Source organism: Sulfurivermis fontis, from assembly GCF_004001245.1.
Taxonomy (GTDB): Bacteria; Pseudomonadota; Gammaproteobacteria; order Thiohalomonadales; family Thiohalomonadaceae; genus Sulfurivermis; species Sulfurivermis fontis.
This window is the reverse complement of sequence record NZ_AP018724.1, coordinates 2,030,246-2,049,700: the sequence shown is the minus strand read 5'-3', so window position 1 is coordinate 2,049,700 and position 19,455 is coordinate 2,030,246. Positions and strand designations below refer to the sequence as shown.

The following is a 19,455-nucleotide window of genomic DNA, read 5'->3' as shown; positions in this document are numbered from 1 at the left end:
GAGTTGCGCGCGAGCCTCACGAGGCTCTGACGTCGACCGAGGGTCGACCCGCCGTGACATCATCCATGCCGTCCGTACGCCGCGGCATGCCTTGTACCATGACGCGCTCTGCGGTGGTCATCGCGGCATCTATGCAGGCTACCGTCGACACCCCCCCCAGATAATTGCCGGTGATATGCAGCCCAGGCCATTGCTGCTCCAGTGCACGCACGGCGGCGATGCACTGCGCGTGGTCCATTCCCGGTTGCGGCAGACAGCGTTGCCAGTAGCGCACGTGGCGCAGCACCGGTGCGGCACGTGCGCCCAGCAGATCGCGTGCTTCGTGTTCCACCCGTTGCAGCAATTCTTCGCGCGGTAGCCCGGCCAAGTCCGGTTGCCGCGTGCCGCCCACGTAAGCGGTAAGCAGGGCATGGCCCTGCGGGGCGCGCCCGTTAAACAGGGTGGACGAAAAAAGCATACCCAGCACGTCGCGTTTCTCCGCCTTGGGCATGAGCGCGCCCAGCCCGTCCAGCGGATGCTCGATGGTGTCGCGCCGATAGCCGAGAAAGGCCACCGCCAGTGGCGGATGATCGATACCCGCGAGGCGTGCGGCGGTCGTGTCATCCAGCGGCGCAAGCACGCGCGCGGCGGCATAGGCGGGAAGGGCGAGCACCACTTGGGCGGCGCTCAGGGTGGTGTCGCGGCCCTGGCCGCTCAGGCGCAGCCGGAAGCCGCCGTCCGGCAACGGTGATATGGCGTCCAAACGGGTGCCGGTAAGCACCCGCAGACCCAGTCCCTGAGCCAGGGCGGCTGGAAGGGAGCCGAGGCCATGGCGCAGGGAGAACAGGCTGCGACGCTGCGGATCGAAGGCGCGGCCGAGGCGGTGCCGCGCCAGCACGCCGCGCAATACCGAGCCATGATTGCGTTCCATCGCCTTCAGATGGGGAAACACGGCATCGATGCTCAAACGTTCCGGATCGCCGGCATACAGGCCGCCCACCAGCGGATCGAAGACGTAATCCAGCAATTCGCGGCCGAAGCGTCGGCGTATGAAGGCCGCGATGGATTCATCGTCGTGCCGGGCGGTGATGAAGGGTTCCGCCAGCAGCCGCAGGCGCCCGCGCAGGGTGAAGAAGGACGACAGGAAAAATCCTGCCGGATCAATGGGCAGGGCATGAAGGTGGCCATCGCGTGCAAGATAGCGATGACGCACCTCCGCGCCGCGCATGATGCGCTGCTCGGTCAGACCCGCAGCCGCGATCAGCGTCTCCGCTCCCGCAGCCGGTGCGATCAGCGCGTTGGGGCCGTGTTCCAGCAGGAAGCCACCGCGCGCTTCCGTGTGCATGCGGCCGCCGACCCTGGTGTCCCGCTCGATGAGCGTTACGTCGCGCCCATGTCCGGCCAGGGTATGCGCCACCGCAAGACCGGAAATTCCCGCACCGACCACGACGACGTCTTTGTCCCAACGCATGTCTGTTCTCCACACATTTCTGCAATGCATAAAGGTGCAGCAAAAGCCGTGCCGCGGGACATCGCCGCTGTTCGGCCCGCCTGTGCAGCCCTGCTGCCATGGCGGGCCGACGAGTGACGGTCAATTTTTATTCACTGCCGGTAAGAAAATGCCCGCCTGATGAGAGGGCGCGCCCATGCGATTTCCAATAATCCGGCATAACAAAAGGGATTTTCGGTGCATGGATCGCCATTTGTGGCGTTGGCACAGCCATTGCTCTGGTGGTGAATAAGGCTTGATGACCTTTCGTTACGAACCAGCAGGAGATGCCCATGAACAAGTTGACCATTTGTGCCGTTGCGCTGAGCGGACTTGCGCTCGCGCCCCTTTCCCACGCTTACGAGGCCACGGCCGCCGGCAGTGGCAAGGTGACCGGCAGTGTGAGTTTCGCGGGCGCGGTGCCCGCGCCGAAGGCCCTGCCGATCACCAAGGACAACGCTGTATGCGGTACTGGCAACCGCCAGATCGTCGAGGTCAATGCCAGCAACGGCAAATTGGCCGGTGCCGTTGTTTACGTCGCCAAGGCGGAGAAGGGCAAGCCCTGGGGTGAACTCGCTGCCCCGTTACTCGACCAGAAGGGCTGCGCCTTCGCCCCCGAGGTGCTGGTGGTGCAGAAGGGTGCCGATCTCACCGTCCGCAACTCCGACCCGGTGCTGCACAACATCCATACCTACGAAATCATCGGCACGGTGCGCCGCACCATGTTCAACGTCGGCCAGCCGGACAAGGGTGAGCTCAAGCAGCCGATCAAGGTCAAGCGCGCCAACGTGATCAAAGTCGAGTGCGACGCCCACGACTTCATGCACGGCTGGGCCTTCGCAGCCGAGAACCCGTATGCGGTAGTCAGCAAGGCGGATGGTTCCTTCACGATCGATGGATTGCCTGACGGCGACTACGAGGTGAAGGCATGGCATCCGGTACTGGGGGAGAAGAGCGCGCGGGTGAGTATCAAGGGTGGTGCAGCCGCCACTGCCGCGTTTGAGTTCAGCAAGTGAGTTTCCCGTTCGGGAACACAACTGAGTAGGGGGATATATGTCGACATTCAGACTGACCAGGTTGTCACGGGCGCTCGGTGCCCTTGGCCTCGCCGCTGGCGTCATCCTCGCGGGTTGCGCCGTGGCCAATGGAGACACCAAGACACAGGCGGCCGTGCCGGATTTGGCACCATTGCCCGAGAGTAAATACAACGCCGACATGGCGGCAATGGGTAAGTACCTGTTCTTTGACGAGCGCCTGTCCGGCGACGCCGGCATCTCGTGCGCCACCTGCCACGACCCGGCCAAGGGCTGGGGCGACGGTGCACCGCTCGGCAAGGGTTATCCGGCATCGGAGCACTTCCGCAATACGCCGGGACTGGTCAACGCCCGCTTCAAGAAGTACTTCAAGTGGGATGGCCAGCTCGACGGCAATGACCTCGGCACCCTAGTGCGCAACGAGATCACCGAGGCGCACCTGATGAACATGGATGGGCGCCTGATGCAGGAGCGCTTGAAGCAGGTGCCGGAATACAACGCCATGTGGCAGAAGTTTCGCAAGGACGACATCAACGGCATGCGCGTGTTCAACGTGGTCGGCGAATTCGTCAAGTCGCTTACCTCGCAGAATGTGCCCTTCGACAATTACCTGAAGGGGAACCAGGGCGCCATTTCCGACGAGGCCAAGCGCGGTCTGGCGCTGTTCAAGGGCAAGGCCCAGTGCATCTCCTGCCACAACGGGCCGATGCTCACGGACAACTCGTTCCATCGCCTCGGCGTGCCGGAAAATCCGGCAGTGACGGCCGAGCCTTTGCGCCACATCACCATGGCGCGCCACTACTCCACCCACGGCATGCCCAACTACATGAATACCCATGTAGACGTGGGCCGTTACGCCATCACCAAGAACCCGGCCGACAAGGGAAAGTTCGCTACGCCATCGTTGCGCGAGCTGAAGTACACGGCACCGTACATGCACAACGGCATGTTGGCGACATTGGACGACGTCCTTGAGTTCTACAACCGGGGCGGCGGCAAGGGCGGCGAACTCAAGCCGCTGGGCCTGAGCGCGGCAGAGAAGAGCGATCTGAAGGCGTTCCTGCTGTCGTTGTCCGGTGATGCGGTGGTGATGGCGAAGCCTGACCTGCCCGCCTATCAGCCGCGGCAATTCGGCAAGAACTGAGGAGAGGTGAACATGAACAAGATAATTTCACGCAACACAATCGCCTCCGCCGTGGCACTGTTGATGGTAGGCGGCACCGCCGTAGCAGGCGATAAGTTTCCGCCGCTGGCACCCCTGCCGCCGGTACCGATCCCGGCGGACAACCCGATGACGCCGGAGAAGATCGAACTGGGCAAGATGCTGTTCTGGGACAGCCGCCTGGGTGGCGACGCCTCCTCGCCCTGCGTGGTGTGCCACGAGCCCTCCAAGGGCTGGGGCGACGGCGGCGAGATATCGCGCGGCTATCCCGGCACCCAGCACTGGCGCAATTCGCAGACGGTGCTCAACTCCGCCTACTACAACAAGCTGTTCTGGGAAGGCAACGTCACCAGCCTCGAAGCCCAGGCGCCCGCAGCCGCCGAAGGCAACGTCGCCGGTAACGGTGACCCTTCGCTGATGGAGATGCGGCTGCGCTTCATCCCGGAATACGTCGAGCGCTTCAAGAAGGTGTACGGCGCCGAGTGGCCGCGCATGACCCAGGCCTACGGCGCCATTGCCGCCTTCGAGCGCACCATCGTCTCCGATGCCAAGAAGGTGCCCTTCGACCGCTACATGAACGGCGACAAGGAGGCGCTCTCCGCCTCGCAGCTGCGCGGCATGAAGCTGTACAACGGCAAGGCCGGCTGCATCCAGTGCCACAACGGCCCGTTGGCTTCGGACCAGAAGTTCTACGCCCTGGGTGTGCCGGAGAACGAGGTGTTCCAGACCGAGCCGCTGTATCAGATCACCCATCGCTGGGAACACTACCAAAAGGGGACGACGGAGAAGGTTTACCGCGGTGCGAACTACGACTACGGCTACTACAACGTGACCAGGAACCCGAAGGACAAGCACAAGTTCCGTACGCCTTCCCTGCGCGAGCTGAAATACACCGCGCCGTACATGCATGACGGCATCTTCTACACCCTGGAAGAAGTGGTGGACTTCTACAACGTGGGCGGTGGCGAGGCTGTGCCGAACAAGTCGCCGCTGCTCAAGCCGCTGGGGCTCACCGATGCCGAGAAACAGGATCTGGTCGCGTTCCTGGAAAGCCTGAGCATGGATGAACCGCTGCTCATGGACCCGCCCAAGCTGCCGCCCTACGCGCCGCTGGCCGTGAAGAAATAGGAGACTGACATGAAAGAGAAGATCGTCATCAAGGCGGAACACACCGCCGAGCATCACGACCACGGCGGGCGCGCCTGCATGAGCCGGCGCCAGTTCCTGCTGGCGGGCGGCGCGGTGATGGCCGTCGCCGCCATCGGCGGCGTGCCGGGCCTGGCCCAGGCGGCCGCCGTCAAGTCCTACCCGCGCCAGAAGGTAGGTTCGCTGTCGGCGCTGAAACAGGGGGTGCCGGTGGAGTTCGCCTACCCGTTCCCGGATGTGCAGAACATTCTGGTCAAGCTCGGCACGCCGGCCGGTGCCGGCGTCGGCGCCGGCAAGGACGTGGTGGCCTTCAACCAGCAGTGCACCCACATGGGCGGCCCGCTGCAGGCCAGCTACAAGGCGCAGCACCAGATGCTGGGACCCTGTCCGCTGCACCTGACCACCTTCGATCTCACCAAGCACGGCATGGTGGTGTCGGGCCACGGCACCGAGAGCCTGCCGCAGATCCTGCTGGAGGTGAAGGGCGACGACATCTACGCGGTGGGCGTCCTGGGTCTGATCTACGGCTACGCCGACAACCTGGCCGGTCGCGCCTGAGCGAGGAGAACGACATGAGTACAAATGACAAATCCAATCCCTATGGTGTTGCCACGGCGGAGCAGGTACCGCTTCCCCCTAAGAATGCAGATGTGCTGACCACCGCCTGCGACTACTGCACCATTGCCTGCGGCTACAAGGTCTACCGCTGGCCGGTCGGCAAGGATGGCGGCATGAAGGCGTCGCAAAATGCCTACGGCGTCGACTTCCCCACCGGCCAGATGATGGGCAAGTGGGCCAGCCCGTCGCAGCACAACATCGTGTCCCACAATGGCAAGCCGCACCACGTCGTCGTCATCCCCGACTTCGACACCAAGGCGGTCAACATGGGCGGCAACCATTCCATCCGCGGCGGCACCATCGCGCAAAAGTGCTTCAACCCGGAAAACCGTACCCGTGAACGTCTGCAGCACCCGATGATCCGGGTCAACGGCAAGCTGACGCCGGTGTCGTGGGACCTGGCCACCGACGTGATGGCCGATATTTCCAAGTACGTCATCAAGAAGCACGGCGAGCACGCCTGGGCGATCAAGATGTACTCCTACCAGTACTTTGAGAATACCTATGCCATCACCAAGCTGGGCATGACCTCGATCGGCACGCCGGCCATCGCGCCGCACGACAAGTGTTCCAACACCAACGACGCGACGGGCCTGGACGACGTGGGCATCGACTCCTTCGCCGCCAGCTACAAGGATTGGGCGGATTGCGAAGTAGCCTTCCTCTCCGGCGTCGATCCGTATGAAACCAAGACCACGCTGTTCACCACCTGGATGATGCCTGGCGACAAGAAGTTCATCTTCGTCACCCCGCACAAGACCATGGGCGCGGCCTGGGCCGAGAAGGAAGGGCGCGGCCTGTGGCTGGGCATCATCCCCGGCACCGACAGCGTGCTGCACATGGCGCTGGCGCGCATCGTCATCGAGAACGGCTGGCAGGACCAGGAGTTCATCGACACGTGGATCGCCAACTCCTGGGAAGTGGATTCCGGCTACGGCCGCGGCACACGCAACACCGGCTGGCAGTGGCGCACCACCTGGGGTACCTGGCAGTCCGATTGGGAGGACTACAAGAAGTTCATCCTCTCCCAGGAGGAATCCAAGCTGGATGTGGCGGCGAAGATCACCGGCCTCAATCCAGCGGACATCCAAAAGGCGGCCGAGTGGATCGCCAAGCCCAGGGCGGACGGCAGCCGGCCCAAGACATCGTTCATGCTGGAGAAGGGCAACTACTGGTCCAACAACTACATGAACACCACCTCGCTGGCCAGTCTCGGCCTGATCTGCGGCGCGGGCAACCGGCCGGGCCGCGTGATCTCGCGCGGCGGCGGCCACCAGCGCGGCATGATGGGCGCGGGCGGCGGTTCCGGCTGGCTCTCGCCGGAGAAGTATCCGGGGCGGCGCAAGAAGTCCTTCAACCTGGACCGCTGGGTGATGAACGGCGAGGTGAAGTTCGCCTGGGTGTTCGGCACCACCTGGACCTCCTCCATGATGGCCTCCAACGAGCTGGAGCGGCGCATGGCGGAGCTCACCTCCGGTAACCCGCACCAGATCCGGAGCCTCGATCGCCAGGCGATCTTCGAGACGTTGAAGAAGCGTGTCGACAACGGCGGCATGGTGATGGTCGATTCGGACATCTACCCGGTACGCCCGGTTGGCACCGACTTCGCCGATATCGTGCTGCCGGCGGCGACCTGGGGCGAGGACAACTTCACCCGCTGCAACTCGGAGCGGCGTTTGCGCCTGTACTCCAAGTTCTACGACGCACCGGGCGAAGCCAAGCCGGACTGGTGGGCGGTGCAGCAGTTCGCCAAGAAGATGGGCTTCGATGCCGACGGCAGTTATGGCTGGAAGGACTCCAACGACATCTTCGAGGAGGCGGCGCGCTTCGGCCGCAACGGCGTGCTCAACTACCACCCGCTGGTGGTCAAGGCCAAGGCCGATGGCGTCAAGGGCCAGGAGCTGCTGCGCAGCTACGGCACCGACGGCATCCAGACCCCGATCCGCATGAAAGACAACAAGCTGATCGGCACCCAGCGCCTGCACGACCCGGCCAACGACTGGGAGGACATCGAAAGCGTCGAGGTCAAGCGCAATTGGCTGTATGCCTTCAATACCCACAGCGGCAAGGCGATCCTGCTCAAGAGTCCGTGGGGCTTCAAGGGTTGGAGCCAGTTCTACGCCGCCGTGCAGCCGCGCAAGGAGAAGGGCGAGATCTGGATCACCAACGGCCGCCTCAACGAGATGTGGCAGTCGGGCTTCGACGACAATCGCAAGCCCTACCTGTCGCAACGCTGGCCATTCCCGGCGATCATCATCCATCCCAACGATGCCAAACGTGCCGGCATCGAGTCGGGCGACTGGGTGGAGATCGTCAACGACGCGGTGTATGTGCAGGTGGGCGAACCCATCGGCGTACAGGAAGACGACCTGTTCTTCGACACCCTGATGAAGAACGGCCACATCAAGACCACGGTGGGCAAGTTCAAGGCGGTGGCGCTGGTCTCCGACGAGATCCGCGAGGGCGTGGCCAAAGCCGGCTTCAACGACCCGCGCTCCCAAGGCAACGCGGTGGTGCACGCTGTCCCCGACCCGGTGACCAACAACTACCGCTACAAGCTGGGCCGCGGCGTACTGCGCAAAGTGGGCGAGTCGGAGTACAAGCACGCCTTCAACCTGATGAGCTTCAAGCCGCGCAATATCGCGTAACCCTAAACGGCGGCGCGGGCGATCCGCGCCGCCTTCAACCGAGAATCGAAATGAAGCAACGCGTTTTTAGTTTGGCAATCGGATTAATGCTGGCGGTCGGCGCTGCCGCGGCCGACGAGGCGACGCTGACGCTGGCAAAGAAGAGCAACTGTTTGACCTGTCATGGCATCGACAACAAGATCGTCGGTCCGGGGTGGAAAGACGTGGCGAAGAAGTATTCCGGCGATACCGCCGCGCCGGCCAAGCTGGCAACCAAGATCAAGGCGGGCGGCAAGGGCGCGTGGGGCGAGATCCCGATGCCGCCCAATCCGGCGCTGAAGGATGACGACGTTAAGGCGCTGGTGAAGTACATTCTTGAGCTGAAGTAGGTGTTGCGGAATGCCGGGCGACGGGTCGTCGCGCCGGCGTGTAAACCGTTTGGCGGACTTGCCTGTGCCTCCGGTCCGCCTTCTTTATTCTGTGTGGTGTTGAGGACGGATCATGCTGATCGATGCTCACGGCCGCCGTATCGACTATCTACGCCTTTCGGTCACCGATCGCTGCGATCTGCGTTGTCGCTATTGCATGCCGGCCGGTTATCGGGGGTTCTGCGGATGGGACGATCTGCTGTCGGCGGACGACATCGTCCGCATCGGTGCCGCCTTCGCGCGGCTGGGCGTAAGCCATCTGCGCCTGACCGGCGGCGAACCGCTGGTACGGAACGACATCGTCGATATCGCGCGGCGCTTGGCCCGCTTGCCCGGTATCGAGGACCTTTCACTATCCACCAACGGAACGCGGTTGGCTGAGCTGGCCGTCCCGTTGCGCCTAGCAGGGGTGATGCGGGTCAACGTCAGTCTCGATACGCTGCGTTCGGATCGCTTCGCCGCAATTACCGGCGCTCGTGTAGACGCATTGAATGCGGTGCTGGCCGGTATCGACGCGGCCGCCGCCGCGGGCATGACACCGATCAAGCTCAATACGGTGGTGATGCGCGGTTTCAACGACGACGAACTGACCGACATGGTGGAGTACTGTGTCGCGCGCGGCCTGTCTATCCGCTTTATCGAAACCATGCCCATGGGCGCAAGCGGTCAGACGGCGTTTGCGCAATATCTGGACCTGGATGAGGTACGCCAGCGCCTGGAGCGCGAGTTCAATCTGCTGCCCGATGTAATGCCCGGCGGCGGGCCGGCTCGCTACTGGCGTGTGGCCGATTCCGAGACCCGCGTCGGTTTCATCACGCCGATTTCGCGTCACTTCTGCGACACCTGCAACCGCTTGCGGGTCGGTGCTGACGGCATGTTGTATCCCTGTCTCGGCGATATCGCCAGTCGGTCAATGCGGCCGGCGCTGGACGGCAATGATGATCAACTGCTCGAATCGATGATTCACCAGGCCCTGGAGGCCAAACCGCTACGCCATCGGTTCGATGCCGCGGCGGGTCGGCCGTTGCGCGCCATGGCGCACACCGGAGGGTGAGCGTACCGGTCGCGCCGTTTCGCCACGCACGGCCTGCCGGATCGGTTGTTCCGCCTGCCGCGGTCGCGGCACGACGTCGCCAACTACCTCGGTCTGGTGCCGGAGACGGTGAGCCGCGTCATGGGGTGATTGCAGGCGCAGGGGCTGGTGCGCCTGCACGGCCGGCAGCTGGAGTTGTGCGATACCGGGGCATTGCGCGCGGTCGCCGGATCGGGTTGAACGGCTTCGTGCGTCCTCGGCCCGGATCCGTTACTGCGCCGCCTCGCCGGCGACGGCATACAGCAGATCGAACACCGCTTGTTCCAGCGCCGGGTCGTTGCCGGCGAGGCGGTGGCGGCGGAAGGCGACGTAAACCTGCTGCGGCGCCTCGCGGGGAGTGTAGACGGCGACGGTGAAGGGGCAGATCACCAGGTTGCGGATGTCGGCGCGCACCATGCGCTGCGACAACACCGCGCTGCAAAACTCGATCGACTCCGCCCGGGCGTAGGGCGTACCGTCGTAGCCGAGGTCCGGTGCAGTGCGCGCCAGCATCTCGCTGACGTGCAGCGTGCCGCTTACCGTCATGCCGCGGTTGATGATCGCCTCCTTGACGCTGTCCACCACGAACTCGTAGTCGCCCTGGGCCGGTAGGACCACGACGGATGAGTCGTCCTGCGCGGCGCCGGGGAGTGGCAACAGCAGTGCGGACAGCAATAACAGGTAATGCAGCGTATTCATGGAACGTCCTCATCTATCGATGGTCGTTGTGTAAGGCTATGCGCCGATGCGCGACCAACAGTTGGTCGTCGAGAATATCTGAACCTTACACGAGGCGGGGCGGAATGAAAAAGGACAAACCGTGGTGGGCAGTATTGTTACTGGTTTTGACGTTGCCGGGGGGCGCAGCGGCGGTCGACGGTATCGACGAGGGAATCGAGTACCGCAGGCTGGGGCAGACGCTGAACGTGGGGAATAAACAAAAAATCGAGGTCATGGAGATATTCTGGTACGGCTGTCCCCACTGCTACAATCTGCAGCCGCTGCTGGAGCACTGGCGCGCCCGGCAGGGGGATGCCGTTGCCTGGCGGCGCGTGCCGGCCATATTGGGGGAGGGCTGGGCGATCCATGCCCGCGCTTACTACACCGCCGAGGGCCTGGGGGTGGCGGAGCGCATGCACGCGGCCCTGTTCGACGCGATCCACCGGGAACGGCGGCGCCTCAACGATGAAAAGGCACTGACCGCCTTCTTCGCCGAACACGGCGTCGAGCCGGCGCGTTTCCAAGCGGCGTTCCATTCCTTTGCTGTGGACGCGAAGGTGCGTCAGGCGCGCGCGCTGACCCAGCAGCTGCAACTGGACGGCGTGCCCGCGGTGGTGGTGAACGGCACCTTCCTCACCAGCCCGACCCTGACCGCCGGACGCGAGCGGATGATGACGGTGCTGGACGCCCTGGTGGCGGAGGCGCGGCGATGATCGGCCGGCGCGCGCCACTCGCCGCCCTGCTCCTCGTCGCTGCGAGCGCCGTCCAGGCGGGCGAAGCCGAAATACGCGCGGCGCTGCGGTCCTGGATGGGCGATCAAGGGACCGTCACCGCCATACGCGAGGCGGGCGTGCTCGGCCTGTACGAGGTGCAGGCGGGGGGCGAGGTGTTCTACATGGATCCAGCGGGTCGCTACGTCTTTGCCGGCAACATCCTCGATCTCAGGGCGCAGCGCAACCTGACCCAGGAGCGCAAGTCCGAGCTGTCGCGCATCGACTTCGCCGCACTGCCCTTGGCGCTGGCAGCGAAACAGGTCAAGGGCAAAGGACGCCGGGTGATCGCGACCTTCGAGGATCCCAACTGTCCCTATTGCCGCAAGCTGGCGCAGGAACTGGAGGCCATGGACGACATCACGGTCTATACGTTCCTGCTGCCGATCCTCTCGCAGGACTCCGTGGACAAGGCACGCGCCATCTGGTGCGCCGAGGACCGCAGCCGCGCCTGGCGGGTGTGGATCCTCGACGGCAAGGCCCCGGCGGCGGCACGCTGCGACGCCCCGATGGAGGAACTGCAGGCCTTGGGGCGCCGCTACGGCATCACCGGGACGCCCACCATTTTCCTGTCCGACGGCACCCGCATCGGCGGCTATGTCCCTGCCGCCCAGCTGGAACAGGCCCTGGCCCAGACCGCGCAACGCTGACCCGGAGCAATATTGATGATTCGTGCACTTTTCCTTCTGACACTGGCTCTCGTGTTTTCCACCCCTGTCCGGGCGGTGCCCGACCTGTCCGCCCCGGAGGCCTACGCCAAGGCGCGGGCGGGGGAGGTGCGGCTGATCGACATCCGCACGCCGGAGGAGTGGCGCCAGACCGGTGTCGCCCCCGGCGCCGGCCGGGTCGACTTCTACCGGGGACCGCAGTCGCTGACCGACTACATCCTGCAACAGGTGGGGGGCGACAGGGACGCGCCCATCGCCCTCATCTGCCGCACCGGCAATCGCACCACCCAGGCGCAGCGATATCTACAGGGTATCGGCTTCACCCATGTCTACAACGTCAGGGAGGGAATGGCGGGCAGCGCGGCGGGGCCGGGCTGGCTCAGGCGCGGCCTGCCGGTGGAGGCGTGCGGCCAGTGCTGACGCACAGCGGCTGGGTGAATACCGGCCTCCGCCTCGTAGTCGCCGGGGCTGCACTGGGATTGCTGTGCGCAATTGGCGCTGTCGCCGCGGTGGGGCCGGGAGCGGTGGGCGCGACGCGCCCGGCAGCATTGCAGGAGCAACTGGACGCGGTACTGGCCGCCCGCGGGAACAATTACCGCCCCCATACCCGGCACCTGTCGCCCGACGGCCGCCCGCGCTACACCAACCGCCTCATCCTGGAGGACTCGCCCTACCTGCTGCAGCATGCCCACAATCCGGTCGACTGGTACCCCTGGGGCGAGGAGGCATTCGCCAAGGCGCGGCGCGAGAACAAACCGATCTTTCTCTCCATCGGCTATTCCACCTGCCACTGGTGCCACGTAATGGCGCGGGAGAGCTTCGAGGACGAGGCCATCGCCCGCCTGCTCAACGAAAACTTCGTGGCGATCAAGCTGGACCGCGAGCAGCGCCCCGACATCGACCACGTCTACATGACCGCCGTGCGGCTGATTACCGGCCATGGCGGCTGGCCCATGTCGAGCCTGCTCACCCCGGACGGCAGGACCTTCGCCGGCGGCACCTATTTCCGGCCGGCGGATTTCAGCGCCTGGCTGGTACAGGCGCTGGCGCACTGGCGCGAGTCACCCGAGGCGGTGCGTACCGTGGCCGCGCGGGTCGCCGGCGCCGTGGAGCGGCGGCTGGCGATGGAGGGCCGCAGCGCCGAACTGAACGACGGCACCGTGGCGGCGGCAGTCGGGCGGCTGCTCGGTGCCCACGACGACCTGCAGGGCGGCTTCGGCAGCGCCCCCAAATTTCCGCGCGAGCCGTGGCTGTTCCTGCTCCTGGATCACGCCCTGCGCCAGGACGATGCACGGGCGCGTGAGGCGGCCGCGCTCAGCCTCGATGCCATGGCGCGCGGCGGCATCCATGATCAGGTGGGCGGCGGCTTCCACCGCTATGCCGTCGACAACGACTGGCTGGTGCCCCATTTCGAGAAGATGCTCTACAACCAGGCGCAGCTGGCCCGTCTCTACGTGATGGCCTGGCGCCTCACCGGCGAGCCGGGTTTCGCGCGCGTGGCGCGCCGCAGCCTGGACTACGTGCTGCGCGACATGACCGGCCCGGAGGGCGACTTCTACGCCGCCACCGACGCCGAGAGCGAGGGGGAGGAGGGGCGGTTTTTCCTCTGGACGGAGGATGAGCTCCGCGCCGTGCTGCCGCCCGACGACGCGCGGTTCGCCGCCACCGTCTACGGCGTTACCGCCCGCGGCAATTTTCAGGGGCGCACCATCCTGCACCTGGCGGAGGCGCCTGAGCGCCTCGCCACCCGCTTCGGCCTCACCGAGCAGGCGCTGTGGCAGCGCCTGGATCGCATCAACGACCTCCTCTACCGGGCGCGAGAGCGGCGTGTCCATCCCCACCGCGACGAAAAGGTGATCACTGCCTGGAACGGCCAGATGATCACCGCCCTGGCCGAGGCCGCCACGGCGCTGGATGAGCCGCGCTACGCCGCCGCCGCCGCGCGGGCGGCGCGCTCGCTGTGGCGGCACAACCGCAACGGCGATGCGCTGTGGCGTTCCCGCGTCGACGGCCGCCGCGCGGTGCCGGCGCTGCTGGAGGATTACGCCCTGTTGGCGGAGGGGGTGATTGCGCTGTACGACCTGGACGGCGACCCGGCCTGGCTGGCGCAGGCTAGGGAACTGGCCGATGCCATGCTCGAACGCTTTGCCCACGCCGACGGCAGCCTGTACATGGGCGGGGAGGAGACCGCCGCGCCGCTGATGGCCCGGCCGCGCGAGGGGGCCGACGGAGCCATGCCCGCCGGTAATGCCGTGGCCCTGCACGTGCTGGCGGCGCTCTGGCAGCGCACCGGCGAGGAGACCTACCGGGAGCGCGCCGACGCCATCCTCGCCGCCTTCTCCGGCGCGGCGGCGCGCCAGCCCGAGGTGTACACCTCGTTGCTGATCGGCATGAACCGCCTGCGCCACGGCGACGCCGGTGCCGTGCACTATGCCGCCCGCGGCACCGTGCGCGTGCGCAGCCGCCTCCACGGCCAGCGGCTGCGCCTGGAACTGGAGATCGCCCCCGGCTGGCACATCAACGCCCACCAGCCCTTGCAGGAGTACCTGATCGGCACCCGCCTGACGCTGGCCGGCGCGGCATCGGCCTGGCGACTTGGCCCCATCGCGTGGCCGCAACCCAAGGTGACCCGCCTCGGTTTCCAAAAAGAGCCGCTGGCGGTCTACGAGGGCCGCCTGCGCCTCGACGTCCCGCTGGAGCGCGGCGAGACGGAAGAGGGCGGCATCGCTCCGCTGGAACTGCGCCTCCAGGCCTGCAGCGATCGCATCTGCCTGGCGCCTGAGACGGTGCGGCTGCAGGTGCCGTATGTCGAGGGGGCGGGGGCTAAATAGGGCGCCCCGAGGGCGCCGAGCCCAAGTTTCGGTTTTAAGGTAACTACTCGCCCCGGCCGGACTTTAGGCCAACCTAACGGCTATGAAGTCCGCGAATGAACGCAAATGGGCGCAAATACTCATCGAGCTAAAAGGGGAGTCGCCTCATGTCTCGATCCTGCGCCTTATTTGCGTACATTCGCGTTCATTTGCGGACCGACTGAGATTTTCAGGCTCAACAGGGCGAGCAGTTACGTTTTTTGGTTTCAATAGACGACAACAGAGGAGTCATCATGATTTTCGACAGCTTTACCGAAGCACAATCCATGCTGCTGTGGTCCACTTTCGCCATTGCCCTGGTGATGGGTGCGGTGGTGAACAAGACCAATTTCTGCACCATGGGCGCGGTATCCGACGCCGTCAACATGGGGGACTGGGGCCGCATGCGCGCCTGGCTGCTGGCCATCGTGGTGGCGCTGGTCGGCGTGATTGTGCTGGAGGCGGCCGGCATGGTGGCGGCCAACGACGCGTTCCCGCCCTATCGCATGGGCCAACTGGTGTGGGCGGAAAACCTGCTCGGCGGCTTCATCTTCGGTATCGGCATGACCCTGGCCAGCGGCTGCGGCAACAAGTGCCTGATCCGCATCGGCGGCGGCAACATCAAGTCCATCATGGTGCTGCTCATCATCGGCGTCATCGCCTACTTCATGGTCAATCCCTTCCCGGGCAGCGACCAGACCCTGATGTCCATTCTGTTCATCGACTGGATTCGTCCGCTGGCGGTAAATGTCGGTCCCTATCAGGACCTGGGCAGCCTGGTGAGCCGTGACAACGCGGAGATGGCCCGCCTGGTCATCGGCGGCGTGATTGCGCTGGCCCTGCTGGTATTCGTCCTCAAATCGGCCGAGTTCCGTTCCAGTTTCGACAACATCCTCGGTGGTGTGGTGGTCGGCCTGTGCGTGGTCGGTGCCTGGTATATCACCTCCAATCTCTACATCAACATCGAGGACGAGGCGGTGGCCCTGCGCCATGCCGTGACCCCGGATTACTGGGACATGTACACCGATTTCCACGAGGGCATCGAGGAGAAGCCGGTGGCCGCACCGCTCAGCCCGCAGTCCTTCACCTTCATCAATCCCATGGGGCAGACCGTCGGTTATGCCGCCCAGGGCTTCGACAGCAGCCTGCTGACCTTCGGCATCATGTCGGTATTCGGCGTGATCCTCGGTTCGCTGCTGTGGTCGCTGCTGAGCAAGGGTTTCCGTATCGAGTGGTTCGCCGGCTTCAAGGACTTCCTCAACCACTTCATCGGTGCCGTGCTGATGGGCTTCGGCGGTGTGCTGGCCATGGGGTGTACCGTGGGCCAGGCGATCACCGGTGTGTCCACTCTGGCAGTGGGCTCCATCATCACCTTCATCGCCATCGTGTTCGGCAGCGCGCTGACCATGAAGATCCAGTACTACAAGATGGTGTACGAAGAAGAGGCCACTTTCGGCAAGGCCCTGATCACCGCCCTGGTGGACATGCGCCTGCTGCCGGCCTCCATGCGCAAGCTGGAGGCGGTATAAGACTGTGACGAGAGCCCGTATGGGCTCCCGTCCATACCGGTTGCAGCCTTAAGCTCTGCACCGTAGCCAACGCCGAGTTTCCAGACCAGCCCTGTGTGGCAACGCCGTTCAGCTTGCTGCTTGCCATTTCTGCTGAGTGCGGTAGCATATGCGCCTTCTTCAACCCGGATGGTCCGCCAGGAGATGCAATGCTCGTCTCGCGGATTCTTGAAGGTTACCCCGGGTCGTTAGCTCAGTCGGTAGAGCAGCGGACTTTTAATCCGTTGGTCCAGAGTTCGAATCTCTGACGACCCACCAATCAAGCACAAAAAAGCCCGCGCAAGCGGGCTTTTTTGTCCTTTTCCGGGCACGGGACGCGTTGTCGCGTCCCGTTTTCCGTGACTCATCAGAACACGACGTTCAGCATGGTCAGCGCCACGATCAGGAACAGCACGGTCATGATGCCGCCGGCGCGCATATAGTCGGCGACGCGATAGCCGCCGGGCCCCATCAGCAGGGCATTTACCTGGTGGGTGGGCAGGAAGAAGGAGTTGGAGGTGGCGATGGCCACGGTGAGGGCGAATACCGCCGGGTTGGCGCCGGCCTGAATGGCGATGTTCACCGCCAGCGGTACCAACAGTACGGTAGCGCCCACGTTCGACATCACCAGGGTGAAGAAGGTGGCCAGGATGGCAATGACCGCCTGTAGTAGGATGTGGTTAACATCGCCGCCCAATAACTGTAGGGTCTGTACCGCGATCCAGTTGGCGGTGCCGGTGGATTCCACGGCCTGCCCCAGCGGGATCAGGCTGGCGAGCAGGAACACGCTCTTCCAGCTTACCGCGCCGTAGGCCTCATCCATGGTCAGCACACCGCTCAGGATCATGCCCACCGCACCGGTCAGCAGCGCGACGGACAGGCGCACGTCGGTGAACAGGATCAGCCCCAGGGCGATGAGGAAGAAGCCGAGGGCAAACTGGACCTTGTGCGGGCGCAGTTCTTCATGCGGGTAATCGGTGGTGATGACCAGGAAGTCGCGGCGGTTCTTCTCGGCAGCGGCCAGATCGTCCCAGCGGCTGTGCTGTACCAGGGTGTCACCGGACTGCAATACCAGTTGGCGCAGATTTTCGCGAATGACTTCACTGCCACGGTATACCGCCAGTACGTTGAGACCATAGCTCTTGCGCAGGCGGATATCCTGCAGCGACTTGCCTACCAGACGCGAATTGGGCGGGATGACGATCTCGGAGATGCCGGCGCGGGACGGGGTCAGCATGTCGGCGAAATTGCTCAGGCCGCCGGTGCGCTCCAGGCGATAGGTGTCGGCCTGGCGCTGCACCGCCTCATTGGTACCCATCAGGGCCAGGACAGCACCGGCGGGAACGGCCACATCGCGCGAGGGAGCGACGCGCACGTCATCGCCGATGCGCAGGGCGATGATGGAGACATCGTGCCCCAGAGCGGCTTCCATCTCCTCGATGGTCTTGTCGGCCAGGGGGCTACCCGCCGCGACCGCCAGTTCGAAGATATCGCCGGCCAGACCGTACTGGCTGCGGAAATACTCCATGGTGCTCATGCCTTCGCCGCCCTCACTCTTGATGGACGGCAGTACCAGGCGGCCGGCCAGCACGAAGTAGATGATGCCGGTGGCGACCAGGGCGAGTCCGATGGGAGTGACCGCGAACAGCTCGAAGGTTTCCATCTCCGGCAAACCTTGTGCGGTGAGCGACCTGTTGGAGGTAAGGATCAGATCATTGAGCAGGATCAGCGGGCTGGAGCCGATCATCGTCATGGTGCCGCCGAGGATGGCGCAGAAGCCCATCGGCATCAGCAGGCGCGACATGGGCAGGCCGGTGCGCGTGGAGATACGGCTTACCACCGGCAGGAACAGGGCGGCAGCGCCGACGTTCTGCATGAAGCTGGAAATGAAGCCCACGGTGCTGGAAATGAGCGGGATGATGCGCTGCTCGGTGGAGCCGCCGATCTTCATGATGAACGCGGCGACCTTGGTCATCACACCGGTTTTGTCCAGGCCGGCGCCGATGATCATCACCGCGATGATGGAGATCACCGCGTTGGCGGCAAAGCCGTCGAACAGGTGCTTGGTGTCCACCAGCGACGGCACGATAGCGTCGGGTATGACGGTGGTGAGGCCGAGCAGGACCATCACCAGCACGGCGGCCACGTCGACACGCACGATTTCCGAGACGAACAGATAAATGGTAAAGGCAAGAAACGCCATCACCCACATCATTTCCGTGGTGAGGGTCAGATTTTCCAACGTCCTGCTCCTTCTGTTTTAGTGGTGGGCCGCGCTGTTCGCTGGACGGACAGGCAGTATGCGGGAACGATAGTGTTCGCGCGGGCCGGGGGGCCGGTATGGCGCGGACGGTTGGTCATGATACTGAAAACCCCCCTGCTGTGCCATTGTGCCGGCCACGTTGCGGGGTGATGTCGGTGCCAAGTATTGCTCCCGCCCAATAAAAAACCCGGCCGAGGCCGGGTTTTTTATTGGGTCGGGCCGTGCTTACTTGCGGCTGCCGGGGCCGTTCACTTCGATACCGTTGCTCATGTAGGTATGGAAATACTCCAGTGCGCGGTATTCGTCGCTCTGGCTGCCAAAGCCCTTGGCACGCACCTGTTCGTTGCAGCCCTGATAGCGGCGATGCAGCGTACCCAGATTGCCCCAGGTCTGGCGGAACACCGGGAAATGGGTGGTGTGGCCGAGGGCCGGGCTGAGCATTTCCGCGCGGATATACAGGCCGGCGCTGTCCTTGTGGCAGTTGGCGCAGGACAGGTTGAGCTGGCCGCGCTTCATGTAGAAGTGGCGCTTGCCGCGCTCATACCAAGCCAGGGCGCGTGGATCGTTCGGTACCACCACGTTCACCTTGTTGCCCCGCGAGGTGTACACCATGTAGGCGGTGATGGCGGCGATATCACCTTTTTCCGAAGCGAACGGCTTTTCGCCGTTCTTGACGCGGCACTCCTGAACTTCCTGCTCCAGCGTCTTCACGGTGTTGTTGGCGGCGTCGAAGTAGGGGTAGTTCTGGCTGATGCCGATGCCGCCGTTGGGAAAGCAACTGGCGTAGGTCTTGCCGTTGGCGAACGGCGTCTTGAACAGTTTTTCGCCCTTTTTCAGGTCATCCTCATAGGGCGGAAAGTCTTCTTCCAGCGCTTCCCAGGTGACGCGCGATACCGGGTCGATGGCATAGACGCCATTACCGAACTCGTTCAGCGATACACCGGGGAACTTCTTCATGTAGTACTCGCGAAACTCCTTCAGATCCTGCTGCGGCGTGGCCTGGGCGGCCAGCGGTACGCCGGCCAGCAGGGCCAGTGCGGTTGCCGTGGTGAGCAATGCTTTCATGTCCTGACTCCTCTTACA

Annotated in this window: 17 protein-coding genes and 1 tRNA gene; 14 read left to right on the top strand and 4 right to left on the bottom strand. The window is 64.3% G+C overall.

Annotated features, from left to right (window positions below):
* Positions 1 to 16: 16 nt before the first annotated feature.
* Positions 17 to 1,480, bottom strand: coding sequence for a protoporphyrinogen oxidase (gene hemG / locus EP379_RS10355; protein WP_127477737.1), 1,464 nt, complete (start codon positions 1,478 to 1,480; stop codon positions 17 to 19).
* A 281-nt stretch (positions 1,481 to 1,761) separates the two neighbouring features.
* Between hemG and EP379_RS10350 the strand changes: the two genes are divergently transcribed.
* The 8 genes from EP379_RS10350 (at position 1,762) to EP379_RS17020 (ending at position 9,666) form a co-directional block, all read left to right on the top strand.
* The gene (locus tag EP379_RS10350; protein WP_127477736.1) at positions 1,762 to 2,484 is read left to right on the top strand and encodes a cupredoxin domain-containing protein; all 723 of its coding nucleotides are present in this window, start codon (positions 1,762 to 1,764) and stop codon (positions 2,482 to 2,484) included.
* 37 nt (positions 2,485 to 2,521) lie between these two features.
* Complete coding sequence (locus EP379_RS10345) at positions 2,522 to 3,646, top strand: cytochrome-c peroxidase (RefSeq protein WP_127477735.1); 1,125 nt, start codon at positions 2,522 to 2,524, stop codon at positions 3,644 to 3,646.
* Between the two features lie 12 nt (positions 3,647 to 3,658).
* Positions 3,659 to 4,792, top strand: a complete 1,134-nt coding sequence (locus EP379_RS10340) for a cytochrome-c peroxidase (protein ID WP_127477734.1) — start codon at positions 3,659 to 3,661, stop codon at positions 4,790 to 4,792.
* A gap of 9 nt (positions 4,793 to 4,801) precedes the next feature.
* Complete coding sequence (locus EP379_RS10335) at positions 4,802 to 5,368, top strand: arsenate reductase (azurin) small subunit (protein WP_127477733.1); 567 nt, start codon at positions 4,802 to 4,804, stop codon at positions 5,366 to 5,368.
* 14 nt (positions 5,369 to 5,382) lie between these two features.
* The gene (locus EP379_RS10330) at positions 5,383 to 8,076 is read left to right on the top strand and encodes an arsenate reductase (azurin) large subunit (protein WP_127477732.1); all 2,694 of its coding nucleotides are present in this window, start codon (positions 5,383 to 5,385) and stop codon (positions 8,074 to 8,076) included.
* A 50-nt stretch (positions 8,077 to 8,126) separates the two neighbouring features.
* Positions 8,127 to 8,444, top strand: coding sequence for a c-type cytochrome (locus tag EP379_RS10325; RefSeq protein ID WP_127477731.1), 318 nt, complete (start codon positions 8,127 to 8,129; stop codon positions 8,442 to 8,444).
* Positions 8,445 to 8,556: 112 nt separating this feature from the next.
* Positions 8,557 to 9,537: a GTP 3',8-cyclase MoaA gene (gene moaA, locus EP379_RS10320; protein ID WP_127477730.1), complete on the top strand. Its 981-nt coding sequence runs from the start codon at positions 8,557 to 8,559 to the stop codon at positions 9,535 to 9,537.
* A 45-nt stretch (positions 9,538 to 9,582) separates the two neighbouring features.
* Positions 9,583 to 9,666, top strand: coding sequence for a hypothetical protein (locus EP379_RS17020; protein ID WP_420824458.1), 84 nt, complete (start codon positions 9,583 to 9,585; stop codon positions 9,664 to 9,666).
* Between the two features lie 120 nt (positions 9,667 to 9,786).
* Here EP379_RS17020 and EP379_RS10310 read toward each other — a convergent pair whose 3' ends face one another.
* Positions 9,787 to 10,254, bottom strand: a complete 468-nt coding sequence (locus EP379_RS10310) for a hypothetical protein (RefSeq protein WP_172600442.1) — start codon at positions 10,252 to 10,254, stop codon at positions 9,787 to 9,789.
* 104 nt (positions 10,255 to 10,358) lie between these two features.
* Here EP379_RS10310 and EP379_RS10305 point away from each other — a divergent pair, with 104 nt between their 5' ends.
* The 6 genes from EP379_RS10305 to EP379_RS10280 all read left to right on the top strand — a co-directional run bounded on the left by EP379_RS10305 (position 10,359) and on the right by EP379_RS10280 (position 16,388).
* Positions 10,359 to 10,988 carry a thiol:disulfide interchange protein DsbA/DsbL gene (locus EP379_RS10305; protein WP_172600441.1) on the top strand — a complete coding sequence of 210 codons (630 nt, stop codon included), beginning with the start codon at positions 10,359 to 10,361 and terminating at the stop codon, positions 10,986 to 10,988.
* Entirely contained in the window at positions 10,985 to 11,695 is a 711-nt protein-coding gene (locus EP379_RS10300; RefSeq protein ID WP_127477727.1) for a DsbC family protein, read from the top strand. Before EP379_RS10305 ends, EP379_RS10300 begins: the two co-directional genes overlap by 4 nt.
* Positions 11,696 to 11,710: 15 nt before the next feature.
* Positions 11,711 to 12,133 (top strand): rhodanese-like domain-containing protein, encoded by a 423-nt coding sequence (locus EP379_RS10295; protein ID WP_127477726.1) that lies wholly within the window; start codon positions 11,711 to 11,713, stop codon positions 12,131 to 12,133.
* Positions 12,127 to 14,544 (top strand): DUF255 domain-containing protein, encoded by a 2,418-nt coding sequence (locus EP379_RS10290; RefSeq protein ID WP_172600440.1) that lies wholly within the window; start codon positions 12,127 to 12,129, stop codon positions 14,542 to 14,544. Before EP379_RS10295 ends, EP379_RS10290 begins: the two co-directional genes overlap by 7 nt.
* A 272-nt stretch (positions 14,545 to 14,816) precedes the next feature.
* Complete coding sequence (locus tag EP379_RS10285) at positions 14,817 to 16,091, top strand: YeeE/YedE family protein (RefSeq protein ID WP_127477724.1); 1,275 nt, start codon at positions 14,817 to 14,819, stop codon at positions 16,089 to 16,091.
* A 221-nt stretch (positions 16,092 to 16,312) separates the two neighbouring features.
* Positions 16,313 to 16,388 (top strand) — tRNA-Lys (locus EP379_RS10280).
* Positions 16,389 to 16,476: 88 nt separating this feature from the next.
* On the opposite strand, the gene EP379_RS10275 is transcribed toward EP379_RS10280, so the two are convergent.
* On the bottom strand, positions 16,477 to 18,324 hold the full coding sequence (locus tag EP379_RS10275) for an SLC13 family permease (protein WP_127478887.1): 1,848 nt from the start codon (positions 18,322 to 18,324) through the stop codon (positions 16,477 to 16,479).
* A gap of 273 nt (positions 18,325 to 18,597) precedes the next feature.
* Positions 18,598 to 19,437, bottom strand: coding sequence for a sulfur oxidation c-type cytochrome SoxA (soxA, locus tag EP379_RS10270; protein ID WP_127477723.1), 840 nt, complete (start codon positions 19,435 to 19,437; stop codon positions 18,598 to 18,600).
* Between the last annotated feature and the right edge of the window lie 18 nt (positions 19,438 to 19,455).

Bases quoted from the DNA above. Each gene is read 5' to 3' on its own strand.
- EP379_RS10275 (WP_127478887.1), bottom strand. From the start codon at position 18,324: ATGATGTGGGTGATGGCGTTTCTTGCCTTTACCATTTATCTGTTCGTC.
- EP379_RS10295 (WP_127477726.1), top strand. From the start codon at position 11,711: ATGATTCGTGCACTTTTCCTTCTGACACTGGCTCTCGTGTTTTCCACC.
- hemG (WP_127477737.1), bottom strand. From the start codon at position 1,480: ATGCATTGCAGAAATGTGTGGAGAACAGACATGCGTTGGGACAAAGAC.
- EP379_RS10325 (WP_127477731.1), top strand. From the start codon at position 8,127: ATGAAGCAACGCGTTTTTAGTTTGGCAATCGGATTAATGCTGGCGGTC.
- EP379_RS10345 (WP_127477735.1), top strand. From the start codon at position 2,522: ATGTCGACATTCAGACTGACCAGGTTGTCACGGGCGCTCGGTGCCCTT.
- EP379_RS10285 (WP_127477724.1), top strand. From the start codon at position 14,817: ATGATTTTCGACAGCTTTACCGAAGCACAATCCATGCTGCTGTGGTCC.
- EP379_RS10310 (WP_172600442.1), bottom strand. From the start codon at position 10,254: ATGAATACGCTGCATTACCTGTTATTGCTGTCCGCACTGCTGTTGCCA.
- EP379_RS10305 (WP_172600441.1), top strand. From the start codon at position 10,359: ATGAAAAAGGACAAACCGTGGTGGGCAGTATTGTTACTGGTTTTGACG.
- EP379_RS10330 (WP_127477732.1), top strand. From the start codon at position 5,383: ATGAGTACAAATGACAAATCCAATCCCTATGGTGTTGCCACGGCGGAG.
- moaA (WP_127477730.1), top strand. From the start codon at position 8,557: ATGCTGATCGATGCTCACGGCCGCCGTATCGACTATCTACGCCTTTCG.
- EP379_RS10300 (WP_127477727.1), top strand. From the start codon at position 10,985: ATGATCGGCCGGCGCGCGCCACTCGCCGCCCTGCTCCTCGTCGCTGCG.
- EP379_RS10340 (WP_127477734.1), top strand. From the start codon at position 3,659: ATGAACAAGATAATTTCACGCAACACAATCGCCTCCGCCGTGGCACTG.
- EP379_RS10350 (WP_127477736.1), top strand. From the start codon at position 1,762: ATGAACAAGTTGACCATTTGTGCCGTTGCGCTGAGCGGACTTGCGCTC.
- soxA (WP_127477723.1), bottom strand. From the start codon at position 19,437: ATGAAAGCATTGCTCACCACGGCAACCGCACTGGCCCTGCTGGCCGGC.
- EP379_RS10335 (WP_127477733.1), top strand. From the start codon at position 4,802: ATGAAAGAGAAGATCGTCATCAAGGCGGAACACACCGCCGAGCATCAC.